The 19,658-nt window shown below is 46.6% G+C and carries 23 protein-coding genes and 1 tRNA gene; 13 read left to right on the top strand and 11 right to left on the bottom strand.

The genetic code is table 11. The features are described from left to right. Positions 1–9: 9 nt before the first annotated feature. Together purE and RIH33_RS11285 are read right to left on the bottom strand one after the other, a co-directional pair. A complete protein-coding gene (purE, locus tag RIH33_RS11280) occupies positions 10–531 on the bottom strand; it encodes a 5-(carboxyamino)imidazole ribonucleotide mutase (protein ID WP_406654844.1) in 522 nt (173 codons plus the stop codon). Next, the gene (locus RIH33_RS11285; RefSeq protein ID WP_406654845.1) at positions 528–1,667 is read right to left on the bottom strand and encodes a 5-(carboxyamino)imidazole ribonucleotide synthase; all 1,140 of its coding nucleotides are present in this window, start codon (positions 1,665–1,667) and stop codon (positions 528–530) included. Before RIH33_RS11285 ends, purE begins: the two co-directional genes overlap by 4 nt. An 80-nt stretch (positions 1,668–1,747) precedes the next feature. On the opposite strand from RIH33_RS11285, the gene RIH33_RS11290 reads away from it, so the two are divergent. The 5 genes from RIH33_RS11290 to RIH33_RS11310 all read left to right on the top strand — a co-directional run bounded on the left by RIH33_RS11290 (position 1,748) and on the right by RIH33_RS11310 (position 4,111). After that, positions 1,748–1,900 (top strand): hypothetical protein, encoded by a 153-nt coding sequence (locus RIH33_RS11290; RefSeq protein ID WP_406654846.1) that lies wholly within the window; start codon positions 1,748–1,750, stop codon positions 1,898–1,900. Between the two features lie 123 nt (positions 1,901–2,023). Next, on the top strand, positions 2,024–2,476 hold the full coding sequence (locus tag RIH33_RS11295; protein ID WP_406654847.1) for a hypothetical protein: 453 nt from the start codon (positions 2,024–2,026) through the stop codon (positions 2,474–2,476). 31 nt (positions 2,477–2,507) lie between these two features. After that, complete coding sequence (locus RIH33_RS11300) at positions 2,508–2,999, top strand: RNA polymerase sigma factor (protein WP_406654848.1); 492 nt, start codon at positions 2,508–2,510, stop codon at positions 2,997–2,999. Continuing rightward, positions 2,983–3,618 carry a hypothetical protein gene (locus tag RIH33_RS11305; protein WP_406654849.1) on the top strand — a complete coding sequence of 212 codons (636 nt, stop codon included), beginning with the start codon at positions 2,983–2,985 and terminating at the stop codon, positions 3,616–3,618. Before RIH33_RS11300 ends, RIH33_RS11305 begins: the two co-directional genes overlap by 17 nt. 82 nt (positions 3,619–3,700) lie before the next feature. Further along, complete coding sequence (locus RIH33_RS11310; RefSeq protein WP_406654850.1) at positions 3,701–4,111, top strand: DUF6326 family protein; 411 nt, start codon at positions 3,701–3,703, stop codon at positions 4,109–4,111. 87 nt (positions 4,112–4,198) lie between these two features. Here RIH33_RS11310 and RIH33_RS11315 read toward each other — a convergent pair whose 3' ends face one another. From RIH33_RS11315 to RIH33_RS11325, 3 genes are read right to left on the bottom strand one after another with little or no spacing between them, the layout of a single operon-like run. After that, a complete protein-coding gene (locus RIH33_RS11315) occupies positions 4,199–6,616 on the bottom strand; it encodes a bifunctional UDP-N-acetylmuramoyl-tripeptide:D-alanyl-D-alanine ligase/alanine racemase (RefSeq protein ID WP_406654851.1) in 2,418 nt (805 codons plus the stop codon). 3 nt (positions 6,617–6,619) lie between these two features. Continuing rightward, a complete protein-coding gene (locus tag RIH33_RS11320) occupies positions 6,620–7,471 on the bottom strand; it encodes a GNAT family N-acetyltransferase (protein ID WP_406654852.1) in 852 nt (283 codons plus the stop codon). Between the two features lie 5 nt (positions 7,472–7,476). After that, positions 7,477–8,310, bottom strand: coding sequence for a universal stress protein (locus RIH33_RS11325; protein WP_406654853.1), 834 nt, complete (start codon positions 8,308–8,310; stop codon positions 7,477–7,479). A gap of 190 nt (positions 8,311–8,500) precedes the next feature. On the opposite strand from RIH33_RS11325, the gene RIH33_RS11330 reads away from it, so the two are divergent. Together RIH33_RS11330 and RIH33_RS11335 are read left to right on the top strand one after the other, a co-directional pair. Beyond that, positions 8,501–8,962 (top strand): MaoC family dehydratase, encoded by a 462-nt coding sequence (locus RIH33_RS11330; protein WP_406654854.1) that lies wholly within the window; start codon positions 8,501–8,503, stop codon positions 8,960–8,962. 78 nt (positions 8,963–9,040) lie between these two features. Further along, the gene (locus RIH33_RS11335; protein WP_406654855.1) at positions 9,041–9,547 is read left to right on the top strand and encodes a ferritin-like domain-containing protein; all 507 of its coding nucleotides are present in this window, start codon (positions 9,041–9,043) and stop codon (positions 9,545–9,547) included. A gap of 10 nt (positions 9,548–9,557) precedes the next feature. On the opposite strand, the gene RIH33_RS11340 is transcribed toward RIH33_RS11335, so the two are convergent. Both RIH33_RS11340 and RIH33_RS11345 read right to left on the bottom strand, forming a co-directional pair. Then, positions 9,558–9,632 (bottom strand) — tRNA-Val (locus tag RIH33_RS11340). An 83-nt stretch (positions 9,633–9,715) separates the two neighbouring features. Beyond that, the gene (locus RIH33_RS11345; RefSeq protein WP_406654856.1) at positions 9,716–10,081 is read right to left on the bottom strand and encodes a DUF1573 domain-containing protein; all 366 of its coding nucleotides are present in this window, start codon (positions 10,079–10,081) and stop codon (positions 9,716–9,718) included. 131 nt (positions 10,082–10,212) lie between these two features. On the opposite strand from RIH33_RS11345, the gene RIH33_RS11350 reads away from it, so the two are divergent. Both RIH33_RS11350 and RIH33_RS11355 read left to right on the top strand, forming a co-directional pair. Further along, complete coding sequence (locus RIH33_RS11350) at positions 10,213–11,457, top strand: sensor histidine kinase (protein WP_406654857.1); 1,245 nt, start codon at positions 10,213–10,215, stop codon at positions 11,455–11,457. Then, positions 11,454–12,152, top strand: coding sequence for a response regulator transcription factor (locus RIH33_RS11355; RefSeq protein WP_406654858.1), 699 nt, complete (start codon positions 11,454–11,456; stop codon positions 12,150–12,152). The genes RIH33_RS11350 and RIH33_RS11355 overlap by 4 nt, the downstream gene beginning before the upstream one ends. Here RIH33_RS11355 and RIH33_RS11360 read toward each other — a convergent pair. Then, on the bottom strand, positions 12,126–13,055 hold the full coding sequence (locus tag RIH33_RS11360) for a T9SS type A sorting domain-containing protein (protein WP_406654859.1): 930 nt from the start codon (positions 13,053–13,055) through the stop codon (positions 12,126–12,128). The genes RIH33_RS11355 and RIH33_RS11360 overlap by 27 nt on opposite strands. A 136-nt stretch (positions 13,056–13,191) precedes the next feature. Here RIH33_RS11360 and RIH33_RS11365 point away from each other — a divergent pair, with 136 nt between their 5' ends. From RIH33_RS11365 to RIH33_RS11375, 3 genes are all read left to right on the top strand, one after another. Next, complete coding sequence (locus RIH33_RS11365) at positions 13,192–14,760, top strand: sensor histidine kinase (RefSeq protein WP_406654860.1); 1,569 nt, start codon at positions 13,192–13,194, stop codon at positions 14,758–14,760. Next, positions 14,747–15,442: a response regulator transcription factor gene (locus RIH33_RS11370; RefSeq protein ID WP_406654861.1), complete on the top strand. Its 696-nt coding sequence runs from the start codon at positions 14,747–14,749 to the stop codon at positions 15,440–15,442. The genes RIH33_RS11365 and RIH33_RS11370 overlap by 14 nt, the downstream gene beginning before the upstream one ends. 76 nt (positions 15,443–15,518) lie before the next feature. After that, positions 15,519–16,244: a HisA/HisF-related TIM barrel protein gene (locus RIH33_RS11375; RefSeq protein ID WP_406654862.1), complete on the top strand. Its 726-nt coding sequence runs from the start codon at positions 15,519–15,521 to the stop codon at positions 16,242–16,244. 3 nt (positions 16,245–16,247) lie between these two features. Here RIH33_RS11375 and RIH33_RS11380 read toward each other — a convergent pair whose 3' ends face one another. The 3 genes from RIH33_RS11380 to RIH33_RS11390 form a co-directional block, all read right to left on the bottom strand. Beyond that, entirely contained in the window at positions 16,248–16,529 is a 282-nt protein-coding gene (locus RIH33_RS11380) for a hypothetical protein (protein WP_406654863.1), read from the bottom strand. 108 nt (positions 16,530–16,637) lie between these two features. After that, a complete protein-coding gene (locus RIH33_RS11385) occupies positions 16,638–17,408 on the bottom strand; it encodes a DUF3667 domain-containing protein (RefSeq protein ID WP_406654864.1) in 771 nt (256 codons plus the stop codon). Positions 17,409–17,461: 53 nt separating this feature from the next. Continuing rightward, the gene (locus RIH33_RS11390) at positions 17,462–18,547 is read right to left on the bottom strand and encodes a mechanosensitive ion channel family protein (RefSeq protein WP_406654865.1); all 1,086 of its coding nucleotides are present in this window, start codon (positions 18,545–18,547) and stop codon (positions 17,462–17,464) included. 262 nt (positions 18,548–18,809) lie between these two features. On the opposite strand from RIH33_RS11390, the gene RIH33_RS11395 reads away from it, so the two are divergent. Then, on the top strand, positions 18,810–19,196 hold the full coding sequence (locus RIH33_RS11395; protein ID WP_406654866.1) for an endonuclease domain-containing protein: 387 nt from the start codon (positions 18,810–18,812) through the stop codon (positions 19,194–19,196). The last annotated feature ends 462 nt before the right edge of the window (positions 19,197–19,658 follow it).

The raw sequence follows: 19,658 nt of genomic DNA on the forward strand, positions 1-19,658 counted from the left end.
GCAGACTTGTTAGAACCCAATCTTCTTTGATTTCCAGCCCCTGGTCTCCAGGGACTGGGCAGATTCGAGTACTTTCTCTTTGAGCGAGCGCTTGTAGTCTGTGAGTTTTTTGGATACTTCAGGAACAAATGCCCCGATGATTTCAGCGGCCAGGATACCAGCGTTTTTGGCACCATCCAGGGCCACGGTAGCTACAGGAATCCCTCCTGGCATTTGCAGGATAGAGAGTACAGAATCCCAGCCATCAATGGAATTTCTGGATTTCACAGGTACCCCGATCACCGGAAGAGTGGTCAGAGAGGCCACCATACCAGGCAGGTGAGCCGCGCCTCCGGCACCCGCCACAATGACTTTCAAGCCCCGATCAGCTGCATTTTCGGCATATTCGAGCATGCGGTGAGGCGTCCGGTGGGCAGAGACGATGGTTACTTCTACCTCGATGCCCAGTTCTTCTAATATTTCAGCGGCCTCAGACATGACCGGAAGGTCTGACTGGCTGCCCATGATGATGCCTACCTGTGGATTGCTCATGCTTTTACTTTTAAAATTTCTTTTACCTGAAGGGCTTTCTTCTTTAAAGTTATGGTGTTTTCGTCTGTGATGGTAATGTGTCCCATTTTACGGAAGGGCTTGGTGATCTTTTTTCCGTACAGGTGCAGGTGTACACCCGGCAAGGCCATCAGCTCATGCAAGCCCTCGTAGCGGGCGGGGCCGGTGTAGTCATCTTCACCGAGCACATTCACCATGGCGGCAGGCTTGATCAGGTCCGTGGCTCCTAATGGAAGATCCAGAATCGCCCTGAGGTGCTGCTCAAACTGTGAAGTTATGTTGGCCTCTATGGTGTGATGTCCGCTGTTGTGTGTGCGCGGTGCAATCTCATTGACCAGAAGTTGGTCATCTTGTGTGAGAAACATCTCTACGGCCAGCAGCCCCACCATGTCTAGTTTGGTGATCACGTCTTCAGCCAGTTGCTGAGCTTCTGCTTCTATCTCTGCGGAGACTTCTGCAGGCGCAAATAAAAACTCAACGAGATTGGCTTGTGGGTGAAAGACCAACTCTACCAATGGAAAGCATTTTACCTCGCCGGAAGCACTGCGCGCGACGATCACACTCAGTTCCTTCTTGAAATCAATAAGCTTTTCCATCAGGGAGGGTGCTTCGAAAGCCTTTTCCAGATCCTTTTCGCTCCTGAGTACCTGTACACCACGACCGTCGTAGCCACCCCTGCCCAGTTTGTTCACAGCAGGGAGGAAGTCCCTGTGCTGCGCTACTTCGGCTTTATTTTCTGTGAGAACGAAATCTGCTGTGGGAATCCGGTTGGCTTTATAAAAGGTTTTTTGCTTCCGCTTGTCCTGAATGAGTTCGATGATTTCAGGCTGCGGAAAGACTTTTTTCCCCTGGGCCTGTAGCGCCTTCAGCGCTTCTGTATTCACGGCCTCTATTTCAATGGTGAGGAGGTCCATGTGTTTTCCAAAGGCCATGACGGCATCATAATCCTGCAGGTCACCCTGTACGAAGCTATGGGCGATTTTGGCACAGGGAGCATTGGGGTCAGGGTCGATCATGTGGATCTCCAGGTTGAAATCTGTGGCCGACTGGAGCATCATCCGGCCTAGCTGGCCGCCACCCAAAACACCGATCCTAAGGTCTGTTATGTCTCGCTTCATGCCGCAAAGATGTGAAGATTTTGCTTTAAATTCCGTGAATGGGGGAAACCGGATTGTTCTATGGACGGTTTTAAAAGCATATGGATAGAGAAAAGGAAGAGAAAGCGAAGAAACGTCTGGAGGAGCTGAAGAAGAAGGCTCAGCAGGAAGAGAAGAATTCGGAGCATAAGGAGGAGGACAAGGGGGAGGTGCCTCGTGAGGCATTCAGGAAGAATCTGGGCTGTGGGGGGTGAACTGACCCTTTCTTCTTTTGGCAGGTTTTAGAAACCTGACCAGCACACTGTTTCAAAAAAAATATTTCAGCAGGGTGTAATAATCTTTGACTTGAGCCACTAAACAAGAAAAGATTAAAAATTATGACAATAAAAGAGGCACTTACGGATTTCAAAAACCTGGAAGCTGAAGCAACGAAAAAATCTGAAATGAAGATTTACCAAAGGTTCATACAGCTTTTAACCCGTTTAGAGCGCAGAGACTTGTCTGGCGATGAAGTTCAATCTATAGAGGAGGCGCTTGATGCTTTTGATTTAAAATCAACGACCAGACACACTCAAAAACATTGGGATAAAGCATTCCGGCAGTTTCAAAAGTTTTTGAAAGATACTTTTTCGCTGACAACTAAAGGATATTACACCAATCTGGGTTTGGGATTAGGTGCGACATTTGGAGTTGTTTTTGGTGTCACAGTTTTATCAGGTTTGGAGCGGTCTCTGGGCATATCATACGGCATTGCCATAGGGATGGTCGTCGGCCTGCTCATAGGGCGCAACCTGGACGCACGGGCGATGGCTTCAGGTAGGGTGATTTAATTCATCATACATTGCCAGCAAACCCAAGAGCGTGAGCAACGATTTTTATACATCATCCATTTTGCCTTATGCCGCCATGATCATTAAGATATGCCGGGCATATACGAATACACAGGAAGATTTCGAAGACTACTATCAGGAGGTGTGCTTCCAGATTTGGAAAAGCAGAAACAACTTTCGGGGGCATTCCGAATGGTCTACCTGGATATATAGACTATCCCTGAATGTAAGTATGACACTGCTGAAGAAGCAGAAAAACAACCCTGAGTATTTAGATTCTGACTATTTGCCGGCAGAAGTATCCGATGAGTCCAGAACTTTTGCTGATGAATCTCTCGAACAACTGTATACGGCCATTCGACAGCTATCCGAAGTTGACAGAGGAGTGATCCTGCTCTACCTGGAGGAAAAGTCCTATCAGGAAATTGCAGAGATCATTGGTACCAACCCCAATAACATTGGGGTGCGCATAAAACGAATTAAAGAGCGGCTAAAAAAATTATTGGATGGAAAAATCAATTGAAACCATGTGGAAAGAAGGCTTTCTACATAACGAGACATTAAGTGCCCCCAGAGTGAATAACATTGACAGCAGGAAGTCGATCCACATTATCGAAAAATTCGAAAGGATGTTTAGGATGAACATATGGGGTATTGTGATTGGCGCTACATTACTCTTGATCGGTTCTTACTTCGCCGGAGCTTTGTTGGCTGGCAGTCTGATATTTATGATGATGTTATACGTGGCATATACGGCACACCATGAACTGAAGGCCTTAGAAAAGATAGATAAAGGACAAAGCAGCTATATTTTTTTGAAATCTCTTCAAGATTGGATTTCCAGCTCCATCGAGCGCTATGGAAAAATGTACAGAGTGGTATACCCCGTCTTTATTCTTGCTTTCTACTTTGGGATTTGGTTTTCTGATGTCTTTGCAGGCAAGCGACAAATAGTAGCCGAGAACTCGAATAATCTGTTTTTTGGCCTTCATATCTATACTACTATTGCTATCATGACTGTGGCCGCCCTGATGAGTCTTTTCAGTAAGACAATTCATCGCATAGATGTAAAAACTGTTTATGGGAGAATCATGAAGAAACTCGATTTGGCCCTTGCTGAAATGGAAGAATTGAGAGGTTGATCTCTCCAATTCACTGTTTTACCATAAGCAACCCTTTTCAGAGTTTGAACATCTATAGGCAAAGAAGACAAAACACTAAAAAATGCTAGACAACCCAAAAGTGAATATCAAAATTAAGCTTTCGGCCTTATGGACATCGGTAGTGTTTTGCTACTTATATGGAGACTATTTCGAGCTGTATGTGCCTGAAAAAGTAGATAGCCTTGTAACCGGAGCCAACGTGCTGGACAGTCCGTCCAAATTATTAATGGCCTCCATTATTCTGGCCATTCCTTCTCTTATGGTTGCATTGTCAATCCTGCTCAATCCAAAAGTGAATAGATTTCTGAATGTTTTTTTCGGAACCTTATTTACACTCATGATGCTGTTAATAGGGATCAATTCTTTAACTCCATGGTACGGCTTCTACGTGTTTCTTGCGTTTCTGGAAAGTTTTATCACCATTTTAATTGTTTGGTTTGCCTGGACATGGCCAAAGACTGGAACAGACTAACTGTGAATAGGTAGGTCAAAAAAGGAGCGCTGACTTTTATCCCTTAATCCATCAGGTGCGGATGGCAATACGATGACATTCTTCCCCTCACTCACTCACAAACACCCGCTTCACCCGCTGACTTACGTTGGTCAAAATCTCATATGGGATGGTCTGCGCCCATTTGGCCAGCTCCCGGATGTTGGGCTGCTCGCCAAATACGATCACTTCATCGCCTTCTTTAGCATCCAGCCCTGTCACATCGATCATAGTCATGTCCATGCAGATGTTGCCAATGGTCGGTGCCTTCTGCCCATTCACCAGTACGTAGGCGTTGCCGTTGCCAAATAACCTGCTATAGCCATCAGCATAACCGATGGCAATGGTAGCGATCTTTCCTTCCCGATCCACTCTGCCCATCCGGGAGTAGCCTATGCTGTCACCTTGTTTGACCGGCTTGATCTGTGAGATTTTCGTTTTCAGCGTGCTGATGGGCTTTAACTGATTAGTGGTGCTGGAACTGTCAAACCCGTACAGGCCGATGCCCAACCGCACCATGTCGAACTGAAATGCGGGCCAGCGCATGATGCCCGCGGAGTTGAGGGCATGTTGAATGGGGAAGTAGCCAAGTGCGGTGGCTAGTCTGTCATAGGCTTGGTCGAATGCTGCTGCTTGCTTACGGGTGAATGCATCTTCCTCTGCGGCGTCCGAGCTGGAGAAATGAGTGAAAATGCCCGCCACTTTCAGTTGTGGGTTTTGCAAAAGCATGGCAGTCAGCTTTTCCAGGTCTTCCACCTGGAAGCCCAGGCGGTTCATGCCGGTTTCTATTTTCAGGTGGATAGGCGGAGGATTGTCCGTCACCTCCAGAAAATGTCGGAGCATGGAAAGGCTATAGATTTCCGGTTCCAGATCAAAAGTCTCCAGTAGGTCAAAACTGCTCCAATCCACATTCATGATCATGATTGGAAGGGTGATGCCTTTGCGCCGGAGTGTCACCGCTTCATCCAGATAGGCTACCCCCAGATAGTCCACTTTGTGATATTGCAGCAGGTGGGCGATTTCTTCTACTCCCACCCCATAGGCAAAGGCTTTCACCATCACCATCAGTTTTACTCGTGGTTTCAGGATCTGGCGATAGACGTTCAGGTTGTGGGTGATGGACTCATAGTTGACCTCCAGTATGGTGCCGTGGTTTTTTTCTTCCAGGAAGTGGACCACCCGCTCCAGTTCAAAGTCGCGGGCGCCCTTTACCAGTATGGTTTCATTACTGAAAGAGGGAACGCTCCTGAGAAAATCGTTAGTACTGAGGTACCCTTCAAACGGCATAGAGAAGACCGCCTGGTTTTGTACCATCCCCGGGCCTATTCCTATCAGGTGGTCGATGCTGTGTTTTTCTAAAAGGCCATTGATGTCGCCATAGAGTGCTTTGGGGTCTTTGCCAGACTGAAGCATGTCAGAAAGGATGACAGTTTTACGTAGCTTTTGGGGTTGTTGTCGCAGGTAGTCCAGCGCAATGCTCAGTCCCATGAAATCATTGTTGTAACTGTCGTCAAGTATGTGGGTGTTGTTATTGCCTCGTTTCAGTTCCAGGCGCATGGGCACTGGCTTCAGCTTGTCGATCGCCTTTTGAATGTTGGTGTTGGTTTCTCCTAGTACCAGCGCTGCGGTGATGGCGTGGAAAATATTCTCCAGGTCGAATGGATTGTCAAAACGAATGCTGAAAGTAGAATGTGCTCCATGGTAATGGAAATCAAAATCCGATCCTGAGGGAATGATATTGATCGCCGCATCAGGCTGGTTGATTCCCCATGTGATCAGGGTTGCCGGGAGGTTTCTTAGCTGCTCCACGATGGAGGTGTGGTCCAACCGACAGATAATTTTTTCACAGTGGGCAAAAAGAAGTGCCTTCTCGGTAACCTTTCCTTTCAGGCTTTGAAAGCCGGAGGCATGCGCATTTCCGATGTTGGTAAAAATCCCCAACGTTGGCTGAATGATTCTTTCCAGGGCTTCCATTTCTCCTGTTTTGGAAATCCCGGCTTCAAACACGGCCACTTCGTGGGTCTTTTCCAGGTTCCACACTGACATGGGTACTCCGAGCTGTGAATTGTAGCTTTTTGGACTTTTGACGACATTCCACTGTTGTTCCAGAATGGTAGCGAGCCACTCTTTCACGATGGTCTTGCCATTGCTCCCCGTGATGCCCACCACGGGAAGGTCAAACTGTTTCCGGTGATGGGTGGAGAGGCTTTGGAGTGCCACCAAAGTGTCTTTTACCACCAGGAATGTAGCTTCTGGGTAGTTTTCAGCCTTGATCTGTCGGGAAACAAGAAAATTTCTGACCCCCAGTTGGTAGAGTGAAGGGATAAAGTCGTGCCCATCGTGGTGTGTACCCGGTAGCGCAATGAATAGTTCGCGGGTGCTGCTGGAGGCTCTCCGGGAGTCATATACCAGGGTATCTACTTCATGATCGTGGGATTGGCCAATGAATTCGGCAGGGAGAATGGAAGCAAGCTCACTTATCAGCATGCCCTAAATTATCAATTCCAATTCAAATTGGTTCAATTCATTGTGAAAACCCATAGCCTTGAGCGCTTCAATAGTGGGATGCTCATCTTCAGGAATATTCATCACGGTGAGCTTTGGGTCACCGGAGCGCATCAGTGCGTTTTGGATGAGTGCAGACGCCACACCCTGTTGACGAAAATCTTTGTGTACTGCCACCCGACTTATTCGGCCATTTTGTGGTTGGAAGACAAGGTGACCCGCCAGGGATTCACCTATCCGGGCTTCCAGTATGATTTCATTGGCCAGGTTGTGAGGAAGCTGACTGGTGCTGTCGAGAAAGGAAGGCTGAAAGCTGAGGTGGGTCAGGTACTCCGTCTTGAGGAGATCAGACTTTTTCACTTCAATATCAGGGCTGATCTTCGGGAGTTCTCCCTGCAAGCTAAAACACCTGAGTACCCGGGTAAATTGAAACCCCAATGATTCATAAAATCGGGCGGCTTTGGTGTTTTGCTCCACCACCTCCAATAACACCCTGGTGATGGTACCCTGATCGCGCATTCGACCAAGGAGGATTTCATAGAGCTGAGTGGCAATGTGGCTTCTTTGATGCGAGGGAATAACACCCGTGCCTCCATTGTAGGCGGTTACTTTTCCCTGATAGACGTTGACGGTATGTAGCATGAACCCCACCATTTCGTCTTTATGCCACGCCATCAGACTTAGGCTGGGCAAGAGATGAAGCTTGTTGAAAATGCGATTTCTAAACTGCTCCAGGGGAGGCTGAAAAGTCACAAAATATTCTGAAAAAGCACCAATAAATGCCTGGTGGAGCTTGATGAATTGGGACTCATCAAAATCCCTGAACGCATAATTCATAAAAACTATTCGTGAAAGCTAAGCAACGGAATGTTGGCGTCAATGGCAATGTTTTTGGTCATAGAGCTACGGAAAATTCGCTCAAAAAAGGACCTGTGTCGCGGGATCATTGCCAATAAATCCAGCTCATGGAATGCTGCAAAGTTAACAATACCGTCTTTGATAGAATCTGCCTGTACGGTTCGTGCGGAGCAATTGACATCTTTAAACCGCTCGGAAATTTCCTGCATCAGCTTCTGATCCCGGGCAGTCAGTTTTTCAGGGTCGTCCACAATGGAGAAGATCAATACGCTGGCATCAAAATGCCTGGCGAGTGTGCCGATTAGTTTTAGCTTTTCAAAGTTTTTCACCTCCGAGAGGTCTGAGGCGAAACCAATCTTTTTCAGCTTGAAGCTGGTCACATTCTCAGGAATGACAATGACCGGAACTTTGGAAGATTCGATGATGTCCGTAGCTCTGGTACCTATGAGGTGTTCTATTTTGTCATGGTGTGCCCGGGTTCCCATTACGATCAGATCGATGTTTTTTCTTTCGGATTCGGAATAAATGGCGTCCGTGAGATAGGAGATAAAGCGGTCAGCTTCGTGGGGCACATCTTTGAGTTCTATAATCTCAGATTCCAGCTCTTCGAAACTCTCTTTCACCTGATTTTCATAATCAGCCATGATAGAGTCCATCAGAGATCCTCCTATAAAGTCCGGATGTGGATGATGTACATGCACGGCATTGACCATGTGTATTTTAGCTCCGAAATCTTTGGCCAGACCAATGGCAATTTTCAAAGCGTTTTTGGAACATTCTGAGAAATCTATGGGGACGAGTATGTTCTTGATTTTCATAATTTTAGGAGTAAGGTTGATCATCAATAAATCTAATGGCTCCTGCTCAATAACCCAAAATATCTGGTGAGTATGTTCAGATGCCCCTGTGTTAATTAACGTAACCCAAATTCACATGTTTTGTCTCCTTATTTTTTACATAATCCCAAGATTATTAACTTCACCCGTCGAAATCATCTACTTTTTTAATATGGCGATAGAAATAGGAAGTTACGAAGAGTTCACAGAATACATTGGCAAAGACTTGGGGGAGTCTGAGGCTCTGGAGGTTACCCAGGAGCAGATCAATAAGTTTGCCGATGCGACATTAGATCATCAATGGATCCATGTGGATGAAGAAAAAGCTAAGGCCGGTCCATTTGGCCAGACTATTGCCCATGGTTACCTGACGCTATCACTGGTTCCTCATATGTGGGCTCAGATTCTTACGGCAAAGAATTTGAAAATGATGGTGAACTATGGCCTGAACAACCTGAAGTTTAATCAGCCGGTGCCCGTGGGGAGTAAGTTGATTTTGAAAGCGCACCTGGAGAGCCTTACCAACTTACGCGGGATCACCAAAGCCGAAATTGGTGCAAGAATGGAAATTGAGGGCAATCCAAAACCGGCATATACTGCCACAATGGTTTTGCTATATCACTTTGAAGCTTAATCATTTCCTGAGCTAACATTCGTCATATTATCGCAGGACACCCGGGTCTATCTTCACCCTATCAAAATAAGGGAAAACATGAAGAAGATACTAGACCTCAACGACCTGATGATAGAGCAACTCAGAGAGCTCTACGATGCAGAAATACAGCTTGTCAGTTTTCTGGAGCAGATGCGACTACAGGCAAGCAATCACTTGCTCGTCAAGCTAATTACCAAATATCAGCGTACCACAGATGACAACCACTGGGTGCTGAAGCAGGTATTCAATGACCTCTTTATGCAAAAGCGGGGTGAAAAAAATGAGACCATACGGCTCATGGAGGAGCAGACCCTGGACATTGTGGAGCGATGTGCTACGCCTGAGGTGAAGGATGCCGCCATCATCATTAGCCTGCAACATATTATTCACTTCAAAATTGCTTCCTATGGAGCTGTGGCCACTTATGCCAACATTATGGGGCTGTATGGCGATGCTTCCAAATTGCATTTGCTGGTGGAGCTGGAAAAAAAGATAGACCGGCAGTTGGCCATGCTGGCAGATGGTGAGGTGGACAGAAAAGCCTACAACTACCAACTGAACTAAAGAAATGTAGTGGGAAGTACTGGATTCGAACCAGCGACCCCCGCCCTGTCAAGGCGATGCTCTAAACCAACTGAGCTAACTTCCCGGGTAGAAAACCGTGGGGACAAAAATAGAATAAGAACTGGTATAAAAAAACCGGGCACCCGCCCGGTTTTTAATTATTTGGCCTTAGAGCACTACCTCTCCCGAAAAGTACAAATAGGTATACTCATCAGAAGTTGAGGTTTTGATTTTGATGTTCTTTTTGAACATCCCCACCTTAGAGGACTGAAAGGAGGCTGTAATAGAGGCTGTGGACCCCGGAGCGATGGCTTCCCTGGGATACTCCACTTTGGTACATCCGCACGAACCCTTGGCTTCCTGGATATATACGGGGCTTTCAGACTCATTGGTAAACTCAAAGGCGATGGCCTGTGACGTGCCGGCTTTCACCGTTCCCAGGTCCAGGGTAGTTGATTTCCAGGTGAGCGGACTTACTGAGGCAATCGCAGCTACTGCAATTCCGAGCATAATGGTGAGCGTAATTTTTCTCATAATTTTACTTTTTTTGGTTTGATCAAAAGTCTATGGTCCCTGCTTAAAATGCTGTTAATGGATTCCTAATGATTGTTAATGAGTTGTTAAGGATTTCCTAATACCGACTGAATCCCGTTATTTTATGGTTGATGAAGAACACCCCAATCCGGTTTTTAGTGGTTTTAGGTACCCTGTCCATGGTGGCCATACTGATCGTACAGGTTTATTGGGTGAGCGTGGCCATCAACAAACAGGAAGAACAGTTCAACAGATCTGTGCAAATGGCCCTACGGAATGTGGTGGAGTCTCTCTGTGAGCTAAACGGCAACGATATTCCATCCAGCGACCCCATCGACCAACTTTCCAATAATTACTTTATAGCCCGTACCAACTATAAGATTGATCTCTCGTCACTGGACTATTTGCTGAAGGCAGAACTGCAAAAAAGAAGCATCGCCCAGGACTATGAGTATGGCGTGTACGATTGTCAGACAGATCGCATGGTGTATGGGGATTTTGTCTCCATGCAGGATCAAAACGGCAAGACCAGGCCTACGGGGAAACTACCGAAGCTGGTCAATGATGAATATTACTTTGGCATTTATTTTCCCGGGAAAACAGCCGGTATAGTCAGTAGCCTGGGCATATGGCAGTTGACATCATTGCTTACTTTACTGATCCTGATCTTTTTTACCTACGCACTGTTTGTCATTCTCAAACAAAAGCGGCTGAGTGAAATCCAGCGGGATTTCATCAATAACATGACGCACGAGTTCAAAACACCATTAGCCACGCTTCAGGTTTCTGCGGAGGTGCTGGAAAATGAAGCGAGTGGAGAACGCCAGAAAAAATATGCGCGCATCATTCGATCAGAGCTGGCCAGACTGGACAAGCATGTACATCAGCTGTTGGAAACTTCAGTACTGGACTATGAGAAGGAGAAAACTGTGGTGCCGGTTCGGGTGAAAGAAGTACTGGACCGGGTGGCGGAGCCCTTCCGCACCCTGCCGGCTATCCGATGGATAGAGGAGATCGATCTGACTGATGACAGCACTATTTTGGGGGATCCGGCGATTTTTGAGACCATTGTTTTCAATTTGGTGGACAATGCAGCTAAATATGGGGAGTCGCTAGTCAGGTTTAACGCTTGTGAGGTGGCGGGTTGTCTGGAGGTAAAGGTGAGCAACGATGGCCGGGAAATTCCCCACAAAGAGCGATCAAGAATTTTCAGAAAGTTTTATAGAATCCATCAGGGTGACTTGCACGACGTGAAGGGATTTGGCCTTGGGCTATATTTTGTGCGCCAGGGAGCCAGATCTATGCACGGAAAAGTTACTGTAGTCAGCAGTCCTGATCTCACCACCTTCACGCTCACCTTTCCAAATGTATCATGAGTGAACCCAGAATATTATTAGCGGAAGATGATCCTAACCTCTCTTTTGTGATCGAAGACCACCTCATCTCTGAGGGGTTCACTGTAGTGGCAGCGGCCAATGGGCATGAAGCCCTCAGACATTTTCGTAATCAATCAGTGGATCTCTGTCTGATAGATGTGATGATGCCGAAGATGGATGGATTCTCATTGGCCACGGAGATCAGAAAAGTGAATGACCTGGTGCCAATCTTATTTCTCACTGCCCGATCAATGGAACAGGATCGCCTGAAGGGTTTCGAGATCGGAGGGGATGACTATATCACCAAGCCTTTTTCCATTGCCGAACTTACTCAGCGAATCAGGGTCTTCCTGAGAAGATCCGTGACTACTGCAGGGGTTTCGGAAAAAAATCTGGCGCTTGGGGCCTTGCGATTTGATGAGCTCAATCTGTTGGTAATCGGTCCGCAATCCACGGCCCAGCTTACCCAAATGGAGGCAGACTTGCTCAAGTTGCTTCTTCAGCATAGAAATCAACTGGTAAAACGGGAAACCATTCTCGTGGAAATATGGGGTGAAAACGATTACTTCAAAGGAAGAAGCCTGGATGTGTTCATATCCAGGCTTCGCAAATACCTGAAGGAGGACCCCGATCTGGAGATCAGAAATCACCATGGGGTAGGATTTTCGCTAGTCGATCGCAATTTTTCGGGTTAGCCGCTTACCATCCAGGTTAATTTCCAGAAGGTAGATGCCCTCACTTTGCTGAGAAAGGTCAATCATCTCTGAGTAGCGCCCGCCATACTTTTCAAAATACCGGTTGAATACTTCCTTGCCATTGATGTTGTAAATTTTGATGGCCAGCTCACCGGGCTGGGGTGTGTCAAACTGCAGGTGAAACCTTCCATCAGGAGCGGGATTGGGGAAATAGCGCAGGTCATCCAGCCGCAATTGCTCGCTGCTTTTCACGACTCCTTTCTTACCAAAGTCATCTACATCGCCGCTGATCTGTACTTTTTTAAGTACGTGAACCTCTATATCCCTCGAAAAAATTCGATGCTCATCGCGGAGCTTGTCCATTTTTTCGCGCATTTCAGCTGAAAGAGAATCTGAAAAATGCCAGTCAAACTCACCATCTTCATCTCCGAAACTAAAGGCCATGGAGGGATGCCCATCTGCGGATTCGAAGTGCTTTCGGATGGTTTTTTCCATGGTTCTCAACTCATCTCCCAGTGCTTCCATTTGAAAGTCAAAGGCCGTGGCAGAGTCTCCCGGTTCGAAAAAATGAAAGTTTCGGGCCATGTCCTCATCCCCAAACTTAAAGTAGAACCGATGTGGGTCATCACCCATTTTTTCCAGTTCAATAATTTTGGGTCCATGGGCATCTTCAGAAAACCAGACACGCATCTCGTCATCATCGCCCATAAATTCCTTGAATTCCTTATCCGTTTTCATTTCTTCCTCAGAGGCATAAGTTTTTTCAAATGTCTGAGTCTCGCCCTCAATATCCTTGGTGATTTTCACTTTCACCTGATCATTTTTTTCCTGTGCCGATGAATAGAGCCCGAGCAATACCATCAGCAAAAATCCCAGCATTGGTTTTGTAAAGATTGGTTTCATGATTGAATTCTTTATGTGTTTGATCCTTGGGCTAATGTACGGAGCAGGCCTGTGCACAACTGTTAAAAGGGGGTTAATCAATGTTAAAAATGGTTAATGGCGAACTGTACGGCCACATTTAGCGTAAATTTGAGGCATGAAGCGATCGACGTTGCGGTGGGTAGTTACTTTAATGAGTCTGGCACTTCTAGGCCTTATTGGCTTTCAGTGGTACTGGATAGACTCTGTGATTCGTGCCAATGAGGAGCGCTTCAAAAAGGATGTGATTGAGGCCCTGCACACTGTCTCTGAAAAACTTGAAAAGCAGGAGGCCTTATATGCCTTTAATCAATCGGTTTATTTCTCCAGAACCTATGGCGGCACTCAGAGCTACCAGTTTCGCGCCGCGCCACAGGGCACAGACGCGGTGGTAATCAAGGATACCCTGCGAAATGATGCCATGGGGTTTGACATTATTTTTGACTTTCAGGTAGGTTCTTCTGACGGACGTGACATACCGGATATGTCAGACCGCAAACATCAGGTGTGGCAACACCAGGCGGAAATGAAGGATGCCGAGCGCCAACTCCTGGAGGAGCGCCTGGAGAGAGCCACCAGGAAATCAGAGATGGTTTTTCAGGTGCTGGAGAATATGCTGGTGCCGGATCGGTCTATTATGGCCAGGTTTAATCCCCAGCAGCTCGATTCGTTGTTGTCCAGTGAATTTGCTGAACGGGGGATCGACATTAGTTTTGACTATGCCATAGTCTCTCCAATCAGTGAGCGATTTCTCCTGGTGGACAATCGGGCCTCTAAAAAAGCCCTTGAAAAAAGCGAGCTCAAAGCGAGCCTTTTCCCCAATGATCTGGTGGGAGAACAAAACTGGTTGGTGGTGGATTTTCCCGAGAAACAGCAATTCCTGTTGCGCAAGATTTGGCTGACTATGGCGAGTTCGGGCTTTTTGATCATGGTCATCGTGGGATCCTTTGGCTACTCCATCCGCACCATTCTTCGACAGAAAAAGCTTTCGGAGATGAAAAATGACTTCATCAATAACATGACCCATGAGCTCAAAACACCAATCGCCACCATCTCGCTGGCCTGTGAGGCGTTGAGCGACAAAGAGATCAATCAGATGCAGGGCATGCAGGACAGGTACCTGGCCATGATAAGTGATGAAAACAAGCGGCTCGGCGAGCAGGTAGAGCGGGTGCTTCAAATGGCAGCCCTTGACAGAAACGACATAGAGCTCAAAAGCGAATCACTCAACCTTCTGGAGCTGGTAGAGCGTGCTGTAGAGAAAACAGCACTTCAGGTGGAAGCCAGATCCGGTCAAATCAAAGTCATTGATAATGCCGACAATAAATTGGTTTTTGGTGATAAAACACACCTCACGAACATACTCGTGAACCTACTGGACAACGCCAACAAGTATTCAGACGCAGCGCCAGAAATCATGATTCGCCTCTACAATAAGGCCGGAGACATTGCTGTGGCGGTACAAGACCGGGGCATAGGCATGACCAAAGAAGCCACCACGCATATATTTCAGAAATTTTATCGGGTGCCTACCGGTAATATCCACAATGTTAAGGGCTTTGGCCTTGGCCTGGCTTATGTGAAAAATATGGTGGAACTTCACCAAGGCACCATCTCTGTAGAGAGTGAGCCCGGGAAGGGCAGCAAGTTTACCATCACCTTACCTAACGAACATGGAAACACCTAAAATACTCTTAGCAGAAGACGATGAAAACCTGGGACAGATCCTCAGTGAATACCTGAACCTGAAGGGGTTTAAAACCACACTTTGCCGGGATGGGGAAGAGGGAGCTGCTATTTTCAGGCCGGGGAACTTTGACCTTTGCATTCTGGACCTGATGATGCCTAAAAAGGACGGGTTTCAGCTGGCTGGTGAAATCAAGGAGATAGATCCTGAAATTCCCATTATTTTCCTGACGGCCAAGTCCATGAAAGAGGATATTCTGGAAGGATTTAAAATCGGTGCGGATGATTACATCACCAAACCCTTTAGCATGGAAGTGCTGCTGATGAGGATAAAGGCTGTACTGCATCGTACCCTCAAAAGCAATGCGGACCGTGAGTTGCCAGAGGAAGTTACCGTGGGTGCGCTCAGGTATCAGTATGCGAGTAACATGCTGCATTTGCCATCCGGCCCGGTGAAGCTCACTACCAAAGAGAATGAGCTGATGAAACTGTTTTTGGAAAACCTCAATCAGACGGTTACCCGTACGGTGGCGCTCAAAAGAATTTGGAAAGATGACTCCTACTTCAATGCCCGAAGCATGGATGTCTACATCACCAAACTCCGAAAATACCTCAAGGAGGAAGATTCCCTCAAGTTGCTGACTGTGCATGGGGAAGGATTCAAAATGGTGCATTTGAATTAGCAGTCATCTTGTATATTTGCTAAGCTGGGCTCCGGCATCAGTCACCTTTTTTAGACCCAAAACCCCTATCTGGTATATGCTACTGGTACCCTCTATCTCTGTGATCAAAGGCAGGACGACCCGCCTCACCCAAGGTGATTACGCCAATGAAAAAGTTTATGATGTTAGTCCCCTGGACGTGGCAGAGCAGTTTGCAGATCATGGGATAAACCGGATACACCTGATAGATCTGGAAGGAGCCAAGAAGGGCTCACCTGTTAACTATCCTACTTTGGAGCTCATTTCAGGACATACCGACCTTAAGGTCAACTTTGCCGGCGGACTACATACTGATGGTGATATCATTAAGGCCTTCGAGTTTGGTGCGGAGAGCATCGCGGCAGCTACCATTGCTGCCAATAATAAAGAACTTTTTGCCAACTGGATTATGTCCTACGGCCGGGAGAAAATCTCGCTGAGTGCGGATGCCCTCAATGGCCTCATCAGGATTGGTGGCTGGCAGGAAGCAACGCAAATCTCACTAGATACCCACATAGAATACTTCTATGACCGTGGTCTGAAATACCTGAAGACCACAGATATTTCTAAAGATGGGGCTTTGGAAGGTCCTTCGTTCGAAGTGTATGAACACCTCACCCGCAAGTTCCCCGAGCTGTGCATTTTTGCAAGTGGTGGGGTCCGGAACATTGATGACATGAAAAAGCTCCGTGACATTGGGATTTACGGGGTAATTTTTGGAAAGGCTTTCTATGAGGGCAGAATCACACTCAAAGAGCTGGAGGGTTTTATACAAACAGCCTGAATCTTAAAATTCGTAATTCAGGTATTCGTTGCCAGGAGGCTCCTCGTCGTACTTTAGTTTGTAAATAAAGTAAAAGATGAAATTGAATTTACAAACGGAATTGAGGTTGGTGGAGTCCTGGTTCTGATTGAGGTACATTCCACCACCGGTGCTGGTGCTTTCGGAAACCGTGGTGGTTTCCTCCGACTTTTCAGCGGCATTGTTTCCGGCTGTCGCTTCAGTGGATTTCTTGCTTTTGCTTGCTTCTTCATTAGTGCTCGCGTCGGCATAGTTTGCCAAAAGCATACAGAAAACGGTTAGTGATATGGAAGCGAGTTTTCTCAGAACACGGAAATTTAGGTAAAAATACGAAATATCTATGCTCTGGGTTAGAGGTTAGCAAGATTTAACCGATTATTTTTTAAAAGCTCCTATGAAAACGACGAGTACAATGGCCATCAGGGAAAGTGTAAGAATAAAGAGAATGTAACTCACGATCCACGTGAGCAGTGCCTTCAGGAACTTTCGGAAAGTGATTTTCCCATCATTGAAGCGACCCAGGGCCCAACCAAAATAGATCAAAGAAATAATGGTCATATATTGACTCACCCAGAATCCCGTCCACTTGAAAGTGAAAAGACCAACTATAAGAAACCAAATGGTATGGGTCTGGAGGTAGGTGATCATCACCAGGTTTTCCAGAAAGCTCCTTTTCTTCCGATATAACCACTGAACACCAAGGGTCAGAAACGGGATCAGAAGTGCTGACACAAATCGAAAGTTTCTCGAAACCCAGCCGGAGATGCTTTCCTGTAAAGCAAGCTGCCGGGCACTGCCGGAGCCTGAAGGAAGTCCCAGGTTTTCATTGGTCGACTTGAGAAAATCCGCAACCTCCAGACCCAATAGTTCAAAGGTGATGAGCATCAGGGCGGTCATCACAATGTAATACCCAAGGGGGCCTATGTACCGGACGCTGTTTCTGTTCAGATAGGCCGTGATCACCCGTTCGGGATGCAAAAACAGCCCCCAGGCAGATCGGCTAAATTTGGTGTCGAGCCCCAGCCACCGATCTGTGAATTCAGAAGAAATGTACCTGAGGGTGAGTTTCTTCAGATGGAGTTTTTGACCGCAATTGGGACAGTAGTTTCCGCCCGATTCCAGGCTACAGTTGATGCATTTTTCCATTTCAGAGGGCATTCAATCCTCTAAAGCTAAAAATAAAATCGAATGGAATGAATTTATCTTTTTTCTGAAGTGTGAACGTCCAGTCGCTGGACCGGGAGGCTTTCCGGGTATTCCTCCTGAAGGAAAGTGAGGAGTTTTTCGCGTACGCTGCATCTCAGGTCCCAGGCCATGGGCGAATTTTTGGCAGACATGAGTGCCCTCACAGTCATGGTAAATTCTTTGGTGTCTGTGATTTGGAGTGATTTCACCTGACCGTCCCAGTTGGATTCAGTTTTCAGGATTTCTTCCAGCTTGCTGCGGAGCTTTTCCACTGGTGTGCGATAGTCCAGGTGGAGAATCACTGATCCGATGATCTCGCCTTTGTTTCTTGTCCAGTTTTGGAATGGCTTCTCCACAAAATAGGTGATGGGGAGAATGAGCCGGCGCCAGTCCCAGATTCGCACTACCACGTAAGTAAGATTGATCTCCTCTACCCAGCCCCACTCACCTTCTACCACCACCGCATCATCTATTTTAATGGGCTGAGTAAAGGCAATTTGGATGCCGGCCAGAAAATTGGAAATCGATTTTTGTGCGGCAAACCCGAGGATAACACTGGCTACACCCGCAGTGGTGAGGAGGGTTTGACCGTATTTGCGGCCCTCCTCAAAGCTCAGAAGGATCAGGGCGAATCCAATAAGGACAATGACCACTATGAAAACCTTCTTGAGAAAATTGATCTGAGTGAGGATCTTCCGCTCTTTGCGGTTGTCTTCTTTGTCAATGTCGTATCGGTCCAGGAAGATATCCTCCATGGCATATACCACCCGAATCAGGAAATGAACGGAGGCGATGATGAGCAGAATGAGAAAGGTTTTTATGAGGATCCGGTTGGTGTCGGTGTCCTCGGCATAGTTCAGGACAATGAAAATGGAGGCCACGGGCACCAGCGTGTTGAAGGCGTTTTTGCACCTCTTCCTGAAGATCAGCAGGTCATTGGATTTGGATTTTTTTACGGTGAGGGTAAGACTGATAGCGACCAGCCAGTTGATGATCACCCCCACCACGAGGCCTATGACGAGGTGCACGACAGGAAATGACAGGTTGGATACATTTTCAATCAGGTCTTTCAACATACCGACAAGGTACTGTTGAGTCATCAAAAATCAAATGGAGGAAGGTTTTTTGGAGGTACAGAGCTAATTGGTAAGAGAAGCTTCCCCCTCTCAAGAGGGGAGACAGGAGGAAGACACCCCTAGCCATATGCTCGTAAGCGTGGGATTAAGTAGTACTCGGACCAGACATTCAGAAGTCATGTTAGGAGATGTCTTTGGTAACAAGAGGTTAGGACTATGATATGAGACGTTCCCCTCTTGAGAGGGGATTAAGGGGTGTGTTCTAAATAAAGATATATTTGAGCGTGTGAAGCGAAAAATCATTCCATATAACCCGAAGCTCAAAGAGCTTGCACGTCAACTACGAAACAATAGCACCAAAAGCGAGATCAGGCTTTGGCAATACCTGAAAGGCAAACAAATGATGGGCTATGATTTTCACAGACAAAAACCGTTGTTAGAATATATTGCTGATTTCTATTGCTACGAACTGGAGTTGGTGATTGAGTTGGATGGCTATACCCACAATTTTGAAGAGGTCTTGGCCAGGGATGAAACAAAACAGAAGGCACTGGAAAACCTTGGGCTGACTATAATAAGGTTTGCGGATCCAGAGGTACTACATGACATTAACAATGTGCTGAGGACGATAGAAAATTATATTTTGGATAGAGAAGAACACACCCCCAGATAGAGAAGGACACACCCCCGACCCCTCTCAAGAGGGGAGTTAGATGTCCTTTAAACAAAAAAAGCAGTTACAAATAAATGCAACTGCTTTTGAAAAGGGTGGAAGACCGGACACGACGGGGCCAACCTTTGGCCGGCGACCTGACTTAATCTTATTTAATTGAGTCCCATTTTTTTGGAGATGCCCTTTAAAAAATTGTGTAGAAAATAAGGACACACCCCCGACCCCTCTCAAGAGGGGAGTTAGATGTCTTTTAAACAAAAAAGCAGCTACAAATGAATGTAACTGCTTTTGATAAGGGTGGAAGACCGGACTCGGCGGGGCCAACCTTTGGCCGGCGATCTGACTTGATCTTATTTAATCAAGTCCTATTTTGTGGAGATGACCTTAAAAATAAGGACACACCCCCGACCCCACTCAAGAGGGGAGTTAGATGTCTTTTAAACAAAAAAGCAGCTACAAATG

Origin of the sequence: Marinoscillum sp., from assembly GCF_040222955.1 — a bacterium.
Classification (GTDB): domain Bacteria; phylum Bacteroidota; class Bacteroidia; order Cytophagales; family Cyclobacteriaceae; genus Marinoscillum.

Excerpts from the sequence above, each read along its gene's own strand:
- RIH33_RS11345 (WP_406654856.1), bottom strand. The coding sequence starts at position 10,081 with ATGAGAAAAATTACGCTCACCATTATGCTCGGAATTGCAGTAGCTGCG.
- RIH33_RS11360 (WP_406654859.1), bottom strand. The coding sequence starts at position 13,055 with ATGAAACCAATCTTTACAAAACCAATGCTGGGATTTTTGCTGATGGTA.
- RIH33_RS11285 (WP_406654845.1), bottom strand. The coding sequence starts at position 1,667 with ATGAAGCGAGACATAACAGACCTTAGGATCGGTGTTTTGGGTGGCGGC.
- purE (WP_406654844.1), bottom strand. The coding sequence starts at position 531 with ATGAGCAATCCACAGGTAGGCATCATCATGGGCAGCCAGTCAGACCTT.
- RIH33_RS11295 (WP_406654847.1), top strand. The coding sequence starts at position 2,024 with ATGACAATAAAAGAGGCACTTACGGATTTCAAAAACCTGGAAGCTGAA.
- RIH33_RS11320 (WP_406654852.1), bottom strand. The coding sequence starts at position 7,471 with ATGAATTATGCGTTCAGGGATTTTGATGAGTCCCAATTCATCAAGCTC.
- RIH33_RS11375 (WP_406654862.1), top strand. The coding sequence starts at position 15,519 with ATGCTACTGGTACCCTCTATCTCTGTGATCAAAGGCAGGACGACCCGC.
- RIH33_RS11355 (WP_406654858.1), top strand. The coding sequence starts at position 11,454 with ATGAGTGAACCCAGAATATTATTAGCGGAAGATGATCCTAACCTCTCT.
- RIH33_RS11385 (WP_406654864.1), bottom strand. The coding sequence starts at position 17,408 with ATGGAAAAATGCATCAACTGTAGCCTGGAATCGGGCGGAAACTACTGT.
- RIH33_RS11335 (WP_406654855.1), top strand. The coding sequence starts at position 9,041 with ATGAAGAAGATACTAGACCTCAACGACCTGATGATAGAGCAACTCAGA.
- RIH33_RS11380 (WP_406654863.1), bottom strand. The coding sequence starts at position 16,529 with ATGCTTTTGGCAAACTATGCCGACGCGAGCACTAATGAAGAAGCAAGC.
- RIH33_RS11325 (WP_406654853.1), bottom strand. The coding sequence starts at position 8,310 with ATGAAAATCAAGAACATACTCGTCCCCATAGATTTCTCAGAATGTTCC.
- RIH33_RS11310 (WP_406654850.1), top strand. The coding sequence starts at position 3,701 with ATGCTAGACAACCCAAAAGTGAATATCAAAATTAAGCTTTCGGCCTTA.
- RIH33_RS11365 (WP_406654860.1), top strand. The coding sequence starts at position 13,192 with ATGAAGCGATCGACGTTGCGGTGGGTAGTTACTTTAATGAGTCTGGCA.
- RIH33_RS11305 (WP_406654849.1), top strand. The coding sequence starts at position 2,983 with ATGGAAAAATCAATTGAAACCATGTGGAAAGAAGGCTTTCTACATAAC.
- RIH33_RS11350 (WP_406654857.1), top strand. The coding sequence starts at position 10,213 with ATGAAGAACACCCCAATCCGGTTTTTAGTGGTTTTAGGTACCCTGTCC.
- RIH33_RS11390 (WP_406654865.1), bottom strand. The coding sequence starts at position 18,547 with ATGACTCAACAGTACCTTGTCGGTATGTTGAAAGACCTGATTGAAAAT.
- RIH33_RS11370 (WP_406654861.1), top strand. The coding sequence starts at position 14,747 with ATGGAAACACCTAAAATACTCTTAGCAGAAGACGATGAAAACCTGGGA.
- RIH33_RS11290 (WP_406654846.1), top strand. The coding sequence starts at position 1,748 with ATGGATAGAGAAAAGGAAGAGAAAGCGAAGAAACGTCTGGAGGAGCTG.
- RIH33_RS11315 (WP_406654851.1), bottom strand. The coding sequence starts at position 6,616 with ATGCTGATAAGTGAGCTTGCTTCCATTCTCCCTGCCGAATTCATTGGC.
- RIH33_RS11330 (WP_406654854.1), top strand. The coding sequence starts at position 8,501 with ATGGCGATAGAAATAGGAAGTTACGAAGAGTTCACAGAATACATTGGC.